Origin of the sequence: Xanthobacter lutulentifluminis (assembly GCF_043194675.2) — a bacterium.
Lineage (GTDB): Bacteria > Pseudomonadota > Alphaproteobacteria > Rhizobiales > Xanthobacteraceae > Xanthobacter.
In genome coordinates, this window is the sequence record NZ_CM195525.1 from 1,793,035 (window position 1) to 1,808,504 (window position 15,470).

Annotated in this window: 13 protein-coding genes; 8 read left to right on the forward strand and 5 right to left on the reverse strand. The window is 71.3% G+C overall.

Annotation, left to right across the window (positions count from 1 at the left end):
* The 5 genes from hypF (at window position 1) to V5F49_RS08125 (ending at window position 5,704) form a co-directional block, all read left to right on the forward strand.
* Window positions 1-2,328 carry a carbamoyltransferase HypF gene (gene hypF / locus V5F49_RS08105; protein WP_394117753.1) on the forward strand — a complete coding sequence of 776 codons (2,328 nt, stop codon included), beginning with the start codon at window positions 1-3 and terminating at the stop codon, window positions 2,326-2,328.
* 174 nt (window positions 2,329-2,502) lie between these two features.
* Window positions 2,503-3,453: a 16S rRNA (cytidine(1402)-2'-O)-methyltransferase gene (gene rsmI, locus V5F49_RS08110; RefSeq protein ID WP_394117754.1), complete on the forward strand. Its 951-nt coding sequence runs from the start codon at window positions 2,503-2,505 to the stop codon at window positions 3,451-3,453.
* Window positions 3,446-3,823, forward strand: a complete 378-nt coding sequence (locus tag V5F49_RS08115) for a YraN family protein (RefSeq protein ID WP_394117755.1) — start codon at window positions 3,446-3,448, stop codon at window positions 3,821-3,823. Before rsmI ends, V5F49_RS08115 begins: the two co-directional genes overlap by 8 nt.
* Before the next feature lie 69 nt (window positions 3,824-3,892).
* The gene (gene gshB / locus V5F49_RS08120) at window positions 3,893-4,837 is read left to right on the forward strand and encodes a glutathione synthase (RefSeq protein ID WP_394117756.1); all 945 of its coding nucleotides are present in this window, start codon (window positions 3,893-3,895) and stop codon (window positions 4,835-4,837) included.
* 555 nt (window positions 4,838-5,392) lie between these two features.
* Complete coding sequence (locus V5F49_RS08125; RefSeq protein WP_394117757.1) at window positions 5,393-5,704, forward strand: polyhydroxyalkanoic acid system family protein; 312 nt, start codon at window positions 5,393-5,395, stop codon at window positions 5,702-5,704.
* Window positions 5,705-5,710: 6 nt separating this feature from the next.
* Here the strand turns inward: V5F49_RS08125 and V5F49_RS08130 are convergent, their stop codons facing one another.
* A complete protein-coding gene (locus tag V5F49_RS08130) occupies window positions 5,711-6,496 on the reverse strand; it encodes a class I SAM-dependent methyltransferase (protein ID WP_394117758.1) in 786 nt (261 codons plus the stop codon).
* A 139-nt stretch (window positions 6,497-6,635) separates the two neighbouring features.
* Here V5F49_RS08130 and V5F49_RS08135 point away from each other — a divergent pair, with 139 nt between their 5' ends.
* Window positions 6,636-8,168 (forward strand): YifB family Mg chelatase-like AAA ATPase, encoded by a 1,533-nt coding sequence (locus tag V5F49_RS08135; RefSeq protein ID WP_394117759.1) that lies wholly within the window; start codon window positions 6,636-6,638, stop codon window positions 8,166-8,168.
* A gap of 330 nt (window positions 8,169-8,498) precedes the next feature.
* Here V5F49_RS08135 and V5F49_RS08140 read toward each other — a convergent pair whose 3' ends face one another.
* The gene (locus V5F49_RS08140) at window positions 8,499-9,050 is read right to left on the reverse strand and encodes a hypothetical protein (RefSeq protein ID WP_394117760.1); all 552 of its coding nucleotides are present in this window, start codon (window positions 9,048-9,050) and stop codon (window positions 8,499-8,501) included.
* A 363-nt stretch (window positions 9,051-9,413) separates the two neighbouring features.
* Between V5F49_RS08140 and olsB the strand changes: the two genes are divergently transcribed.
* Entirely contained in the window at window positions 9,414-10,547 is a 1,134-nt protein-coding gene (gene olsB / locus V5F49_RS08145; RefSeq protein ID WP_394117761.1) for a l-ornithine N(alpha)-acyltransferase, read from the forward strand.
* A 53-nt stretch (window positions 10,548-10,600) separates the two neighbouring features.
* Window positions 10,601-11,023 carry an alternative ribosome rescue aminoacyl-tRNA hydrolase ArfB gene (gene arfB, locus V5F49_RS08150; RefSeq protein WP_394117762.1) on the forward strand — a complete coding sequence of 141 codons (423 nt, stop codon included), beginning with the start codon at window positions 10,601-10,603 and terminating at the stop codon, window positions 11,021-11,023.
* A 274-nt stretch (window positions 11,024-11,297) separates the two neighbouring features.
* Here arfB and recN read toward each other — a convergent pair whose 3' ends face one another.
* The 3 genes from recN to lpxC all read right to left on the reverse strand — a co-directional run bounded on the left by recN (window position 11,298) and on the right by lpxC (window position 15,145).
* Complete coding sequence (gene recN / locus V5F49_RS08155; protein WP_394117763.1) at window positions 11,298-12,989, reverse strand: DNA repair protein RecN; 1,692 nt, start codon at window positions 12,987-12,989, stop codon at window positions 11,298-11,300.
* Window positions 12,990-12,995: 6 nt separating this feature from the next.
* Entirely contained in the window at window positions 12,996-13,850 is an 855-nt protein-coding gene (locus V5F49_RS08160; protein ID WP_394117807.1) for an outer membrane protein assembly factor BamD, read from the reverse strand.
* Between the two features lie 359 nt (window positions 13,851-14,209).
* Complete coding sequence (lpxC, locus tag V5F49_RS08165) at window positions 14,210-15,145, reverse strand: UDP-3-O-acyl-N-acetylglucosamine deacetylase (protein WP_394117764.1); 936 nt, start codon at window positions 15,143-15,145, stop codon at window positions 14,210-14,212.
* Between the last annotated feature and the right edge of the window lie 325 nt (window positions 15,146-15,470).

Below are 15,470 nucleotides of genomic sequence, written 5' to 3' on the forward strand. Positions count from 1 at the left end.
ATGCCGCCGGTTTTGCCGCTGGAAGGGGAGGAGATCGAGGTCTCCGGCATCGTGCAGGGGGTGGGCTTCCGCCCCTTCGTCTGGCGCCTCGCCCAAAGGCTCGGGGTGCGCGGCGACGTGCGCAATGCCGGCGACCGGGTGCTGGTGCGCGCCGGGGCCGACCGGGCAGCGCTGGACGCCTTCGCCGCCGCCCTCGCCGCCGAGGCGCCGCCGCTGGCGCGGGTGGAGCGCATCGTCCGCCGTCCTGCGCCGGTGCCGGCAGAGGGTTTCGCCATCGTCGAGAGCGGAGCCGGCGCGGTCAGCGTCGGCGTGGTGCCGGACGTGGCCACCTGCCCGGCCTGCCGCGCCGAGATCGCCGACCCGTCCGGCCGCCGCCACCGCTACGCCTTCACCAATTGCACCGATTGCGGCCCGCGCTTCTCCATCGTCACCGGCCTGCCCTACGACCGGCCCGCCACCACAATGGCCGGCTTTGCCCTCTGCCCCGCCTGCCGCGCGGAATATGACGACCCGGCGGACCGCCGGTTCCACGCCCAGCCCATCGCCTGCCCGGCGTGCGGGCCGCGCCTGTGGCTGGAGGGCGCCGACACCGCCCCCGGCGAAGACGCCATCGCCACCGCCGCCCGCCTGCTGAAGGCGGGAGCCATCCTTGCGGTGAAGGGCATCGGCGGCTTCCACATCGCCTGCGACGCGGGAAACGCCGAGGCGGTCGCCACCCTGCGCGCACGCAAGCACCGGCCGGCGAAGCCCCTCGCGGTGATGGCGGACATGGAAACCGCCGCCCGCCTGTGCGCCATCGATGCCACCGCCCGCGCGGGCCTGGAGCATCCTTCCGCGCCCATCGTGCTGCTGCCGCTCCTGCCGGAGGCGCCGCTCGCGCCCGGGGTCGCGCCGGGACAACGCCATCTCGGCCTGATGCTGCCCTACACCCCGCTGCACCACCTGCTCGTCGCCGCCGTCGGCGCGCCGCTGGTGATGACCTCCGGCAACCGCTCCAGCGCGCCGCAGGTGTTCCGCGATGCGGACGCGCGCGCCGAGCTTGCCGGCATCGTCGACGCCTTCCTGATGCACGACCGCCCCATCGCCCGGCGGCTCGACGACAGCGTGGCGCGCATCGCCGCTGGCCGCCTGCGGGTGATGCGCCGCGGCCGCGGCCTTGCGCCCATGCCGCTCCCCTTGCCGGAAGACTTCGCCGATGCCCCGCCCGCGCTGGCGCTGGGAGGCGAGCTGAAAAGCGCCGTCTGCCTTACCCACGGCCCGCGGGCGCTCCTCTCCCATCACCTCGGCGACCTCGACGAGCCGGCCACCGGCGACGCCTTCGAGGAGACGCTCGCCGACCTCACCGCCATCTTCTCCCACAGCCCGGCCGTGGTGGCGGTGGATGCCCACCCCGGCTACCGCGCCACCCGCCTCGGCATCGCGCTGGCGGAAGAGCGCGGGCTGCCGCTGGAGCAGGTGCAGCACCACCACGCCCACATGGCCGCAGCCATGGCGGAGAACGGCTGGCGCCGCGCCGACGGGCCGGTGGTGGGCATCGCCCTCGACGGGCTTGGGCTGGGGGACGACGGCACGGTCTGGGGCGCCGAGGTGCTGGTCTGCGATTATGTGGGCAGCCGGCGCGCGGGCCGGCTCTCGTCCATCCCCCTCGCCGGCGGCGACGTGGCGAGCCGCGAGCCGTGGCGCGTGCTCGCCGCCCATCTCGACCGGGCGCTGGGACGCGACGCGGTGGACCGGGAGGCGCGTCTCGCGCCGCTGTTCGCGGACCGGCCGCTGGCGACCGTGAGGGCCATGATCGACCGCGGCCTCAACGCGCCCCTCGCCTCCTCCGCCGGCCGGCTGTTCGATGCCGCTGCCTGCCTTCTCGACCTCGCGCCCGCCCGCCTGAGCCATGAGGGCGAGGCCGCCATGGCGCTCGAGGCCGCGGCGCTGGGCGCCGAGGCGGCCCCCTACCCGTTCGCGATCGGGCCGGGCGGGGACGGCCTCACGGAAATCGACCCCGCTCCGCTCTGGCGCGCCATGATGGCGGACCTTGCCGCCGGCCGGCCCGTCGCGGATATGGCCGCGGCCTTCCACGGCGGGCTCGCCGCGGCCTTCTGCGATGTCGCGGCAAGGATCGCGCGGACCGAAGGCGTTGGCGCCGTCGCGCTCGGCGGCGGCGTGTTCCAGAATGCGCTGCTGCTGGAGGCGACCGTGCGGCGGCTGGAAGCCGCGGGCCTGCGCGCGCTGGCGCCGCTCCAGGTGCCCGCCGGCGACGGCGGCCTCGCCTTCGGCCAGGCGGTGATTGCCGCCGCGCGCCGCATGGAGCATGCAAGCGCCGCATCGGCTTGAGGCGCCCTGCGGCCGTTGCGGCCCGTTCCGGCCGGCCACCCGGCTGCGTAATCCAGGACCACGCATCGTCCAGCAGGCTCGCCCCTGCTGTCGGCCTGCGTCACCTCGCCAGATCTGCGCCTGCTGCAGGGCGAGCGCCGTTCCCGTCCGGCGCGGCCGGGGCTAAGGTGAGGCATGACCAGTCCCCACCGCTCCGCGCCCCCCGCGTCCGAACAGCCCGCCGCCCGCGCCTCCGCCCATGCGTTCGTCATCGCCGGAACCCGCGTCACGGCTCCGCCGCTCGCGCCGGGCCTGCATGTGGTTGCGACCCCCATCGGCAACCTCGGGGACGTGACGCTGCGCGCGCTGGAGACGCTCGCCGGCGCCGATGTGATCGCCTGCGAGGACACGCGCATCTCCCGCCGCCTGCTGGAGCGCTATGGCATCGAGACGCCGCTCGTTCCCTATCACGACCACAACGGCGCCAGCGCCCGGCCGAGGCTGCTGGCCCGCCTCGCCGCCGGCGACCGGCTGGCGCTGATCTCGGACGCCGGCACGCCGCTGGTCTCGGACCCCGGCTTCAAGCTGGTGGTGGAGGCGGCCGAGGCCGGCCATGTGGTGCATCCGGTGCCCGGGGCCTCGGCGCTGCTGGCGGCGCTGGTGGCGGCCGGCCTGCCCACGGACTGCTTCCTGTTCGACGGCTTCCTGCCGCCGAAGGCCGGCCAGCGCGCCAACCGCATCGCGGCACTGGCGTCCGTGCCTGCGACTCTCGTGTTCTACGAGACGGGGCCGCGCCTTGCCGAAAGCCTCGCCGACCTCGCGGCGCGCCTCGGCGGCCGCCGCGCCGCCGTGTGCCGCGAGCTCACCAAGGCGTTCGAGGAGGTGCGGCGCGGCGACCTGCCGGCGCTTGCCGCCCATTACGCAGGCATCGAGCCGCCGCGCGGCGAGATCGTGCTGGTTGTTGGCCCGCCCCTCGAGGAGGCCGCCGGCGACGATGCGGTGGACGAAGCCCTGCGCCGGGCGCTCGCCGAGCGCTCGCTCAAGGATGCTGTGGCCGCCGTCGCGGCCGTCACCGGGCGGCCCAAGCGCGAGGTCTATGCCCGGGCGCTGGCCCTCACCGAGCGCACCCCGCCCGGCGATGACTGACACCGGCACGGAACGCCGCCGCGCAGCCCACCGGCGTGGCCTTGCGGCTGAAGAGCGCGCGGCCGACCTTCTCGCCGCGCACGGCTTTGCCATTCTCGCGCGGCGCGTGCGCACCGGCGCCGGCGAGCTCGACCTTGTGGCGCGGCAGGACGACCTGCTGGTGTTCTGCGAGGTCAAGCTCCGCGCAGGTCTGGACGATGCCGCCTTCTCGCTCCAGCCCCGCCAGCGACGGCGGATCGCCGCCGCCGCGGAAGCGTTTCTCGCGATCCATCCGGATCTGGCCGGCCTCAACATGCGCTTCGACGTGGTGCTGCTCGCGGCCTCCGGAGCCGCCGCACACCTGCCCGGCGCGTTCGAGGCCGAGGCCTGAGCGAGGTAGCGGGGCGCGCGCCGCGCCTATAGATAAGGCGAAGCCCCAGCGGGGCATCGGGAGATTGCCATGGCCCTGAAGGTCGCGGTCCAGATGGACCACATTGCCACCATCAATATTGCGGGCGATTCCACCTTCGCCCTGCTTCTGGAAGCCCAGCGGCGCGGCCACGCCCTGTTCCACTACACACCCGACCGCATGGCCATGCGCGACGGCACGGTGTTCGCCACGGTCGAGCCGCTGACGGTGAAGGACGAGGCCGGCGCCCACTTCACCCTCGGCGAGAAGCAGCGCATTGCGCTCGGCGAGATGGACGTGGTGCTGATGCGGCAGGACCCGCCGTTCGACATGGCCTATGTCACCGCCACCCACCTGCTGGAGCGGATTCATCCCGGCACGCTCGTGGTGAACGACCCCGCCCACGTCCGCAACGCGCCCGAGAAGATCTTCGTCACCGAGTTCCCTGAACTCATGCCGCCCACCCTCATCACCCGCGACCTTGCCGAGATCCGGGCCTTCCGCGCCGAGTTCGGCGACGTGGTGATGAAGCCGCTGTACGGCAATGGCGGTGCCGCGGTGTTCCGCCTGACCGCGGACGACCTGAACTTCGGCTCGCTGTTCGACCTGTTCTCCGCCACCTTCCGCGAGCCGTGGGTGGTGCAGCGCTTCCTGCCTGAGGTGAAGCACGGGGACAAGCGCATCATCCTCGTGGACGGGGAGGCGGCCGGTGCCGTCAACCGCGTGCCGAGCGAAGGGGACCTGCGCTCCAACATGGTGCGCGGCGGCGCCGCCCGGCCCACCGACCTGACCGACCGGGAACTGGAGATCTGCGCCCGCATCGGCCCGTCGCTGAAGCGGATGGGGCTCATCTTCGTGGGCATCGACGTGATTGACGGCAACCTCACCGAGATCAATGTCACCTCCCCCACCGGCCTGCGCGCCATCAAGCGGCTGGGCGGCCCCGACATCGCCGCCCAGATCTGGGACCGGATCGAGGCGAAACGCGCGGCCTGATCCCCGATGCGGCCCGTGCCCCCAGACGCGGGCAGGGCCGCGGAGACCGGATGATCGCTCAGGAGGCACCGCGCGCCGGCCGGTCCGGCGCGCGAACGATCCCGTTTGTGGCTCGCGTCCGCATCCTTCCGGCCCCGCCTGGCACTGCATGGAGCCACCGCAGCTCTTGTTTGCCCCGGAGTTTGCGCCTCTCTCGGGATGCCGCACCCGACGCCGCTTATGCGCGATCGCCGAACCGCTGCAACGGCCCGCCCCCACCCGGCGGGCTTGCCCGATGTCGATCCCCCCTTCGCGGCGCCGACCCATCCGCTGCCTCGCGGACCGCTGCCGGCGCGAACACCGACCGACCTCCCTCTCCCCGCCGCCCCCGGCCACACCGTTTGCGGCAGGCCATGGCAAAGGAACTCCATTCCCCCCCGCCCAAGTCACCACTTGAGCCCCGGTTCTCTACCGTCGCAATTGACGGAAAGTCACCGCGACACCCCATATGACACCGGGTCACCGGCCATCCGCCGCCACCGCCGCGGCGCTGCCCTCCTTGCAACGGAACCGCCCATGGGACAGCCCTTCACCACCTCCATCCCCCACAAGCTCGGCAAGGTCGAAGCCACACGACGCCTCCAGGCCGGCATGACCGGCGTGCGCGAGCGTTTCGGGCGCCACATTTCGATCCTCGAGGAGGTCTGGACGGACGACCACCTCTCCTTCCGGATCGCCGCGCTGGGCCAGACGGCACAGGGGACGCTGGATGTCACCGACGACGCCATCCACCTCAGCGTCGAGCTGCCATTCCTGCTCGATCTCGCCGCGCGCAAGGCGCGGGACCTCATCACCCGGCAGGGGCGGATCATGATCGAGAAAAAATAGCCCGCCTCATGCTGCCTCCAGCTCCAGCGTCAGCGTATCGAGCGTGAACGAGCCGTCCGCCTCGATCTCGAAATGCTCCACCACATCGCGGCTGGCCCCCGCCATGAGGGAGCGAATGGCGGCCACATGCAGCTCCGGAGTCCGGATCCGCGCCACCCAGGAGGCGAACTCGAGGAACAGCCGCCGTCGCGCGGTCCGCATCACCCGCAGCCCCGCAGTCTCCGCCGCATCGACCCATTCCGCCTCGCGATAGTCCCGCCCGTGGGAGGGGTCGCGCAGAAGCTCGATCGTCTGCAGGAAACTGTCAGCCACCGGCCAGTCGGGCGCGATCACGTCGATCATCACCGCCCGTCCGCCGGCAGGGAGAACGCGGCGCACCTCGGCGAGCGCGGTCGGCACGTCCCGCCAGTGGTGCGCGCTGAAGCGGGACGCCACGAAATCAAAGCTGGCGTCCTCGAAGGGCAACCGCTCGGCCACGCCGAGCCCGGTCGAGATGTTCGTCAGCCCGCGCCGCTCAGCCTCCGCGACCACGGCGCCGAGCATGTCGGCGGACAGGTCGTAGGCGACGACTTCCGCCGCAAACGGAGCCGCCGTGAAGCTCACATGCCCCCCGCCGCAACCGAGGTCCAGCAGCCGCTGCGGACGAACCTCATCCACCAGCGCCGCCAGCGCCTCGAGGTCGGCGCCGCGGGCATGCACGGCGCTCGCCACATAGGCCGCGGCCTGCGGCCCGAACATGTCCGCAACGTGCGCCTCATGGCTGCGCGCCGGCCCCGCCGATGCCCCGGTCATGATCCTCGCCTCCACCGTTCGCAACAAAGGATACCGAGCCTTCGGCAGCTGTCCAGCGAAAATTGTTCATCTTTCGTTCTTGCGGCATCCGTCCTCCACCGCTACCGTAGGTGGCAAGGCAGTGGGCAGGAGCGGGACGGTGATCCAGCGGGTTGCAACGGTCGCATTCGAGGGCGTGGACGCGCGCCCGGTGGACGTTCAGGTCCACGTCGCCGCCGGGCTGCCGGCCTTCACCATCGTGGGCCTGCCGGACAAGGCCGTGAGCGAGGCGAAAGAGCGGGTGCGCGCAGCCCTGATCGCGTCGGGTCTCGCGCTCCCTGCCCGCCGCATCACCGTGAACCTTGCCCCCGCGGATCTGCCGAAGGAGGGCTCGCATTATGATCTCCCCATCGCGCTTGGATTGATGGCCGCCATCGGCGCGATCCCCGCGGATGCGCTTGGCGGGTTCACCGTGGTGGGCGAGCTCGCGCTCGACGGAGCCATCGCCGCAGTCGCCGGGGTCCTGCCGGCCGCCATCGGAGCGAACGCCCGCGGACACGGGCTGATCTGTCCCGCCGCATGCGGCGCCGAGGCCGCGTGGGCGAGCCCGGATATGGAGATCCTGGCGCCACAGTCGCTGATCCAGCTCGCCAATCACATGACAGGCCGGCAGGTAATGAGCCGGCCGGAGCCACGCATGAAGGCGCCGGGAGGGGCCATGCTCGACCTGAAGGACGTGAAGGGTCAGGAGACCGCAAAGCGCGCGTTGGAGGTCGCCGCCGCGGGCGGACACAATCTGCTGTTCATCGGGCCTCCGGGCGCCGGCAAGTCCATGCTGGCGCAACGCCTTCCATCGATATTGCCCCCACTTTCGCCGGCGGAAATGCTGGATGTCTCCATGGTCGCGTCCGTCGCGGGAGCCATTCAGGATGGCGCACTGATGGATCGCAGGCCATTCCGGGCGCCGCACCACTCGGCCAGCATGGCAGCGATGGTGGGTGGTGGCGCGAAGGCGCGCCCGGGGGAGGTGTCGCTTGCCCACAACGGAGTCCTGTTCCTGGACGAGTTGCCTGAGTTCTCGCCCCAGGTTTTGGATTCCCTGCGTCAGCCGCTGGAGACCGGGGAGGTGCTGATCGCGCGGGTCAACCACCGCGTCACCTACCCCGCCCGCTTCCAGCTCATCGCCGCTATGAACCCGTGTCGTTGCGGGCGCGCGGGCGAGCCGGGCTTCACCTGCAAGCGCGGCGCGCGCTGCGCGGACGAGTATCAGGCGCGCCTGTCCGGTCCGTTCCTCGACCGGATCGACATCTTTCTGGAGGTCCCCGCCGTGGCGGCGTCCGACCTCGTCCTCCCGGTCCCGACAGAGGGCTCCCGCGAGGTGGCGGCGCGGGTCGCCATGGCGCGCGACATCCAGATCGAGCGCTATGCGGCCATGGGCCGGGCCGACGTGCGCACCAATGCAAGCGCGTCCGGTGCGTTGCTCGACCAGGTCGCCGTGCCTGATGCCTCCGGTGCCGCCCTCCTGCGCGATGCGGCGGACGCCATGCGGCTGAGCGCGCGTGGCTATCACCGCGTCATGAAGGTTGCCCGCACGCTGGCGGACCTCGACGGGGCGGAGCAGGTCGGGCGCCGCCATCTGGCGGAAGCGCTGGCGTACCGGATCGCCATCGAGCGCCCGCGCGCCGCCGCATGACCCCACGTGCTGGGTTGCGCTCGGAGCGAATTGGCTGGATCTGGCGGGGCCACGATGCCGCGACACTCAGCACGGGGGCAACCGAGACAGCGAGCGCTTGCTCGGCCACTTCGGGGAAAATCCGGTCCGGAAAGGCAGCGCATGGGAAGGTGCCTGCGGGATCGGCTCCGGCCGTGCCGGGGCCGACGCAGGCAGGTTCACCGCCCTGCGCCAGCTGTTTTTGCTCGGTACGGCGTCGGCGGCGAACCTCACGACCGAGGCCACCCACGGTCCAGAATGCTGGCGGCACCGGATTGCGGCGGGACGCCGGTGCATCCCGCCGCGCCGTCCTCAGCGCACAGCGTTGACGGAAAGGCCTTCCAGATAGGTGATCTGGGCGAGATCGCCCGGCTGGACCTGCTGGAGGTCGGCCAGAACCTTGTCGTTCGACGCCTTGAGCGTGCGCACCACGCCGTCCAGCCCCTCGAAGGTGACCGTACCAGCCTGCTTGTTGATATCGACGAAAATGGTGGTGACCGTGACCTCACGCACGCCGAAGCCCTCCGGCCAGCCGGGCAGGCCGGCGTTGACCGCCAGCTCCTTCATCACCTCGCCGGGCCGTCCCTGGTGCGCCTTGCCGAGGGCGAGGACCTCGCCGGGCGCGACGCGGATGATGAGCGTCTCGCCATTGCGGAAGTAGCTGAGGTCGCCCAGCAGCGGCGGTGCCACAACGGCCCAGCGGCGCCCGGCCGGCGTCTCGAGGACCATGCGCCGGGTGGCCGGATCGGCGGAGACGAACTGCGCCTTGTAGGTGAGCACGGTCACCTGCCCCACCCCCTGCACCAGCACCTGGTCCACCTCGGCCGGCGTCGGGCGCGGCTGCGCCGCCACGACCGCCGGCATGGCAATGATCATCCCCGCCGCGAGAACCGCGGCCCGCATTCCCTGAAACACGCCCATGATGTTCCCCCTGCGAGCCCGCGCCCGCACCGGAATCGCGCTAGCATCAAAGGCCTGGGCGCCGCAAGGCCTGCTCGCCCGGCGCTGTCCCGGGGGGAGCCATCGCGGGCGCCGGCCATTGTCACATGGGCGTCGGAAATCTATGGTGATGGTGACGTTCATATCCGGCCGCCCGGTTGCCCGGGCCGGGATGCGAGGCATCAGGCGGCATCTGGATTGTACGCGCGGAACAGTCCGCGCGGTCGACGCCGAAGGCCGGTCGAGGCGCGCGCGCCGAAGGCGGCGGCCCGGGGAGGGGGTCGTTGCATGAAACGTTTGGGGCAATCCGATCCGGGTTTCAGCCTGCCGGCGCTGTTCGGCCGCGGCATGGATGTCGCGCGCGATTTCGCCAAGGATATCGCCCGCGACTTCTCCGGCGATCCAGCGCGGCGCGACGCCGCGAGCCTGGGGAAGGGCGAGGGCATCTTCACCGCCGGCCTGCCGGCGCAGCTCGCCCCGCTGTTCGAGCGGACGGCGCCGCGTGCGCTGGGCACCAAGGCGCCCCTCCCCGCCTCCCAGAAGCTGGTGGCGGATTTCCGCGCCTATTCCGGCATCCGCCACAAGGATGCCTTCCAGCCCGATCCGGACGCAGTGGTGCTCGGCCGCCTCGGTCCGCTTGAGGTGCGCCTCGCCCGCACGGCGCGGGAGGTGCGACGGGCCCAGCGGCTGCGTTACAAGGTCTTCTACGAGGAGATGTCGGCGATCCCGGACGCGGGCCTTCGGCTCGCGCGGCGCGACGTCGACAGCTTCGACGCCATCTGCGACCACATCCTCGTGCTCGATCACGACGCCGGAAAGGTCGTGCTCGGCCGCCGCAAGCCCAAGGTGGTCGGCACCTACCGCCTGCTGCGGCAGGACGTGGCGGCGCGTCACGGCGGCTTCTACACCCAGGGCGAATTCGACGTGAGCGGCATCATCGCCGCCCATCCCGACCTGAAGTTCCTGGAGCTCGGCCGGTCCTGCGTGCTGAAGCCGTACCGCAACAAGCGCACCGTCGAGCTGCTGTGGCACGGGGTGTGGACCTACATCCTGCGCAACAAGATCGACGTGATGTTCGGCTGCGCCAGCCTAGAGGGCACCGACCCCGAGGCGCTCGCCCTGCCCCTGTCCTTCCTGCACCACAACGCGCTGGCGCCCGAGGAGTGGCGCGCCCGCGCGATCGAGCCGCGCTACGTCTCCATGGACCGGATGCCGAAGGCGCAGATCACGCCCAAGGCCGCCTTGCAGGCACTGCCGCCGCTCATCAAGGGCTATCTGCGGCTCGGCGGGTTCGTCGGCGACGGCGCCGTGGTGGACCACCAGTTCGGCACCACCGACGTGCTCATCATGCTGCCGGTCTCGGTGCTGAGCCCGCGCTACGTGGAGCATTTCGGCCCCACCGCCAACCGCCACGCCATCTGACGGCTGGCTCCCGGGCGGCCGGCGCGCCTATGCTGCCGGCCGAAAGGGCCGTCATGATCGAGATCACCCACCGCATCGCCATTGCCGAGGACGAGATCGCGTTCGCCTTCGTGCGCGCCTCCGGCCCCGGCGGGCAGAACGTCAACAAGGTGGCGAGCGCGGTGCAGCTGCGGTTCGATGCGGCCCGCTCGCCAAGCCTGCCGGAGGGCGTGAAGGTCCGGCTCGCGCGGCTCGCCGGGCGGCGCATGACCCAGGACGGTGTCATCGTCATCCAGGCGCAGCGCTTCCGCACCCAGGAGCGCAATCGCGAGGACGCGGTGGAGCGGCTGGTGGAGCTGATCCGGGCGGCCACGATCGTCCAGCCGGTGCGCCGTGCGACCCGCCCCACCCTCGCCTCGAAGGAACGCAGGCTGGCGGCCAAGGAACGGCGCGGCACCGTGAAATCCCTGCGCCGGGACAAGCCTCAGGCGGAATAGGCCGCGGTGATCCGGGCTGGGGTCGCGGTGCCGCGTCCCGCCGGCCGACGGCTGAGCCGGTACGCTGGCGTTACCACCCGGCCGGACGGCAGCCCTCGCCTCAGGGTGGAGTGCAAAGGGAGCGGCGTGCAAGAGGTGGAGAGCGCCGACGGACCTAAACTCTGCGAGCGCGCGGTGGACTGCCCCGCCAACAAGGCACCCGGAGCGCAGGCGCCGCGCGTTCAATGCGAGCGACGGCGCGACCATGGCTCCACCGCCCGAAGGAGCCTGCTTCTCAGCGCGCGGCTTTCAGCAGGCGATCGGCGGCGGCGCGGGCCTCGGCGGTGACGGTGGCGCCGGCCAGCATGCGGGCGATCTCCTCCCGCCGGGTGGAGGCCGTGAGGGGCGCGACGCGGGTGGTGACGGGGGCGTCATGTCCCGGCGCGCCGGCTTCGGCGGTCTCGGACGCCTTGGCGATGAGCAGGTGGTGGCGCGCCCGGGCGGCGACCTGCGGCGCATGGGTGACGCAAAGCACCTGCACCTTCGCCGCAAGGCGCCCCAGCCGCTGGCCGATGGCATCGGCCACAGCGCCGCCGACTCCGGTGTCGATCTCGTCGAAGATGAGGGTGGGCGCCGAGCCGCGATCGGCCAGCACCACCTTGAGCGCCAGCAGGAAGCGCGAAAGCTCGCCGCCCGACGCCACCTTCATGAGAGGGCCGGGCCGCGTGCCGGGATTGGTGCGCACCCAGAATTCGACCGTATCGTAACCGTCGGGGCCGGCGGCATCGGCCTCTCCGGTCACGCGCGTGATGAAGGCCGCGCGCTCCAGCTTCAGGGGCGGCAGCTCGGCGGAGACGGCAGTGTCGAGCCCGGCGGCTGTCGCGGCGCGCGCGCGGGAGAGCGCGCGCGCCGCGCTCCGATAGGCTGCTTCCGCCCGCGCCACCGTCTGCTCCAGGCCTGCGAGGGTGGCGGCGCTGCGGTCGAGGCGCTCCAGCTCGGCGGTGAACCTCTCCACCTGCGCCGGCAGATCGTCCACGCCGACGCCATACTTGCGGGCGGCGGCGCGCAGGGCGAACAGCCGCTCCTCGATGCGCTCCAGCTCCGCCGGCTCGAACGCGGCGTCGGAAAGCGCCGTCTCCAGGTGGGCGCGGGCGCTTTCCAGCGCATCCAGCGCCTGATCGATCGCCTCCACCGCGGGGCGCACCAGATCCTGCGCTTCGCCGGCCCGGCGCTCCAGACGGCGGACGGCCGCCGCCAGCGAGGGCACGGGCGAGCTTCCGCCCGCAACCGCGTCGAGCGCCTCGCTGAGGTCGCTCGCGATCTTCTCGGCACGCATCATGCCGGTGCGGCGCTCGGAGAGGGTCGCCTCCTCGCCCGCCGCGGGGCCGAGCGCGGTGAGCTCCTCGACCGCGTGGCGGGTGTAGTCGGCCTCGCGGGCGGCGGCATCCAGCCGGGCGCGCTCCTCGCGGGCGGCACTGAGGGCGTCGCGCCAGGTCCGCCATAAACCGGCAACCGTCGCCGCATCGCCGGAGAGGCCGCCGAAAGCGTCGAGCAGGGCGCGGTGGCTGGCCGAGTCCACCAGCGCACGGTCGTCGTGCTGGCCGTGCAGCTCGACGAGGCTCGCGCCGATCTGGCGCAGCGTCTGCACGCTGACGGCTTCCTCGTTGATGCTGGCCCGGGTGCGCCCGTCCGCCATCTGGATGCGGCGGATGACGAGCGGCCCCTCGTCCGGCAGCTCGGCGGCCGCCAGCAGGTCATGGGCCGGATGATCGGCCGGAAGATCGAAGGTGAGGGTCACCTGCCCCTTGGGGCGGCCGTGACGCACGAGCGTTCCGTCGCCCCGCCCGCCGAGGGCGAGGGAGACGGCATCGAGGAGGATCGACTTGCCCGCACCCGTCTCACCCGTGAGGACGGTGAGGCCCTCGGACAGGGTAAGATCGAGCTTCTCGATAAGGACGATGTCCCGGATCGAGAGCGCAGCCAGCATGGACGGTCAGCCAAGCCCCATCTTCTTGAACGCCTGGCTGATCCAGGACGCCTTGTTCTCCTGCGGTTCGGCCCCGCGGGACTGAACCAGCTTGTAGGCGTCCTTATACCACGAGCTGTCGGGGAAGTTATAGGCGAGCACGGCGGCGGCGGTCTGCGCCTCATTGACCACGCCGAGCGCCATATAGGCTTCCGCAAGGCGATAGAGCGCCTCTTCCACCTGCCGGGTGGTCTGGTATTGCGTCACCACGATCTTGAAGCGGTTGATGGCGCCCGTGTAGTTGCGCTGCTCCAGATAGTAGCGGCCGATGATCATCTCCTTGCCGGCGAGCTGGTCGCGAGCAACCTCGATCTTCTTCTTGGCCGTGGCGGCATATTCCGTGTTCGGATACTTGCGCACCACATCCTCGAGCGCATCGAGCGCCTGCCGCGTCTTGCGCTGGTCGCGGGTGACGTCGGGAATGTTTTCATAAAGCGAGGAGGCGACGAGATACTGTGCGTAGGCCGCATCCTGCGAGCCGGGGTACAGCGCGATGTAGCGCTTGCCGGAGCCGATGGCCTCGTCGTACTTGCCCGCCTCGAAATAGGAATAGGTGGTCATCAGGAGCGACTTGCGGGCCCATTCCGAATAGGGATGGGTGCGGTCGACGTCCTCGAATCGCTTGGCCGCCTTCTCCGGCTCCTGCCGGCGCAGCAGGGTCAGGCCCTCGTTGTAGATCTTTTCCGCCGGCTCGTCGGGCGGCAGCACGTCGTCCTTATCGCTCGCGCAGCCGGCGAGCAGCGCCGTGCCGGCGACCAGAAGGGCGAGCCCTCCCGCCCTCATCATGGCGCGCACACGCCGGGCCTCGTCAAAGAATCGCATCACGATCAGCTTCCGTCCCGCCCGTTGGCGTCGCTTTTTACCGGAGGATAGCCGGCAGGCAAATCCGGCGATCCATACCGCCGTCCGCCCCGCTCTCCCACTCCCGTCCCGGCACGGCCGCCGGCCCGGTCCCCCCGCGCCTCCGCCAGTTCCCGTCCGCATCGCGGGGCCGGAACTGCCGGATGCTCTGCGGTATCGGGGCTTTCAGTCGGCAATGTGGCGGAGGGGTGGCCGCCCCGGGCCGAAGACACGCGCGAGCACGGGTCGTGTCGTCCGCGCAACGCCTTGCGGCATCTGCCGAAAACAAAACAGCGCCCGGCGGGGCCGGACGCTGCCTTCACCTTCGGAAATGCGGCGGATCAGACCTCCGGCGCGAACACCGGGACCGGAGCGGCAACGCCGATCTCGGCACCCACGGTCTCGCGCACGGGACGGGCCGGCGCCTCGACGATGGCATAGTTGGAGCGGTCGGCGAGCAGCGCGTCGACCATCTGGAAATTCAGCTTGTGGCCGCCGCGGAAGGAACGGTAGCGGGCCAGCAGCGGCAGGCCGGCGAGAGCGAGATCGCCCACCGCGTCGAGGGCCTTGTGCCGCACGAACTCGTCGCCGAAACGCAGGCCGTCGGCATTCAGCACGCCGGTGTCATCGAGGCAGACGGTGTTCTCCAGGGCCGCGCCGCGGGCATAACCGGCGGCGCGCAGGCGCTCCACGTCCTTGAGGAAGCCGAAGGTGCGGGCCGAGGCCAGCTCGCGGCGGAACACCGCCGGCGACATGGTGGCGGCGAAGCGCTGCCGGCCGATGGCGTCGTGGGCGAACTCGATCTCCACCTCGAGGCGGAAGCCGGCATCGTAGGGCAGGAGCTCGCCGAAGGAGGCGCCGTTCTCGACGCGCACCGGCTTCAGCACCTTGAGATACTTGCGCTTGCCGCGCACCTCGGAGATGCCGGCGGCGTCGATGGCGGCGACGAAATCGGCGGCGCTGCCGTCGAGGATCGGAACCTCGGGGCCGTCGATCTCCACCACCGCATTGTCGATGCCGAGGCCGGTGAAGGCCGCCAGCAGATGCTCCACCGTGGACACGAGGGCGCCCGAGCGGTCGCCGAGCACGGTGGCAAGATCGGTGGCCTGGACCGACTGGCGGGAGACGGTGGCCTTGCGGGGGGCCTGATCGGCGAAGGAACGGATGAAGACGATGCCCGTGCCCGCGGAGGCCGGCTTCAGGGTGAGGGTCGCCTCGACGGCGGCGTGGACCCCTGCACCCTTCAGCGTGATCTCGCGAGCCAGAGTCGTCTGCATTTCGGTGTCGTCCCGCTTCGGGGAGGGTTGGCCGCCGCGAGGCTGCCATGTCCCATCCCTCAAACCTTCACCTTCCGATCCCACTTTCGCCCCGGTTGTACCAACAAACCGTCAACGTGGAGCGTGTGGAACCCTTGTGGATGGACGCACCCTAGTCGCCGCACGACGCGACGCCAAATCACGCTTGCTTACCCTCTGTTACCAAGTGAACAGCTCAATTTCTGATTAACTATCAATAGTTTACAGGCGTTCACCATGACCGGCCGGCGGCGTGTGTTACAGCCCGCGTGAGGCCCTTCCGCGTGCATTGCACACGAATCGGCGG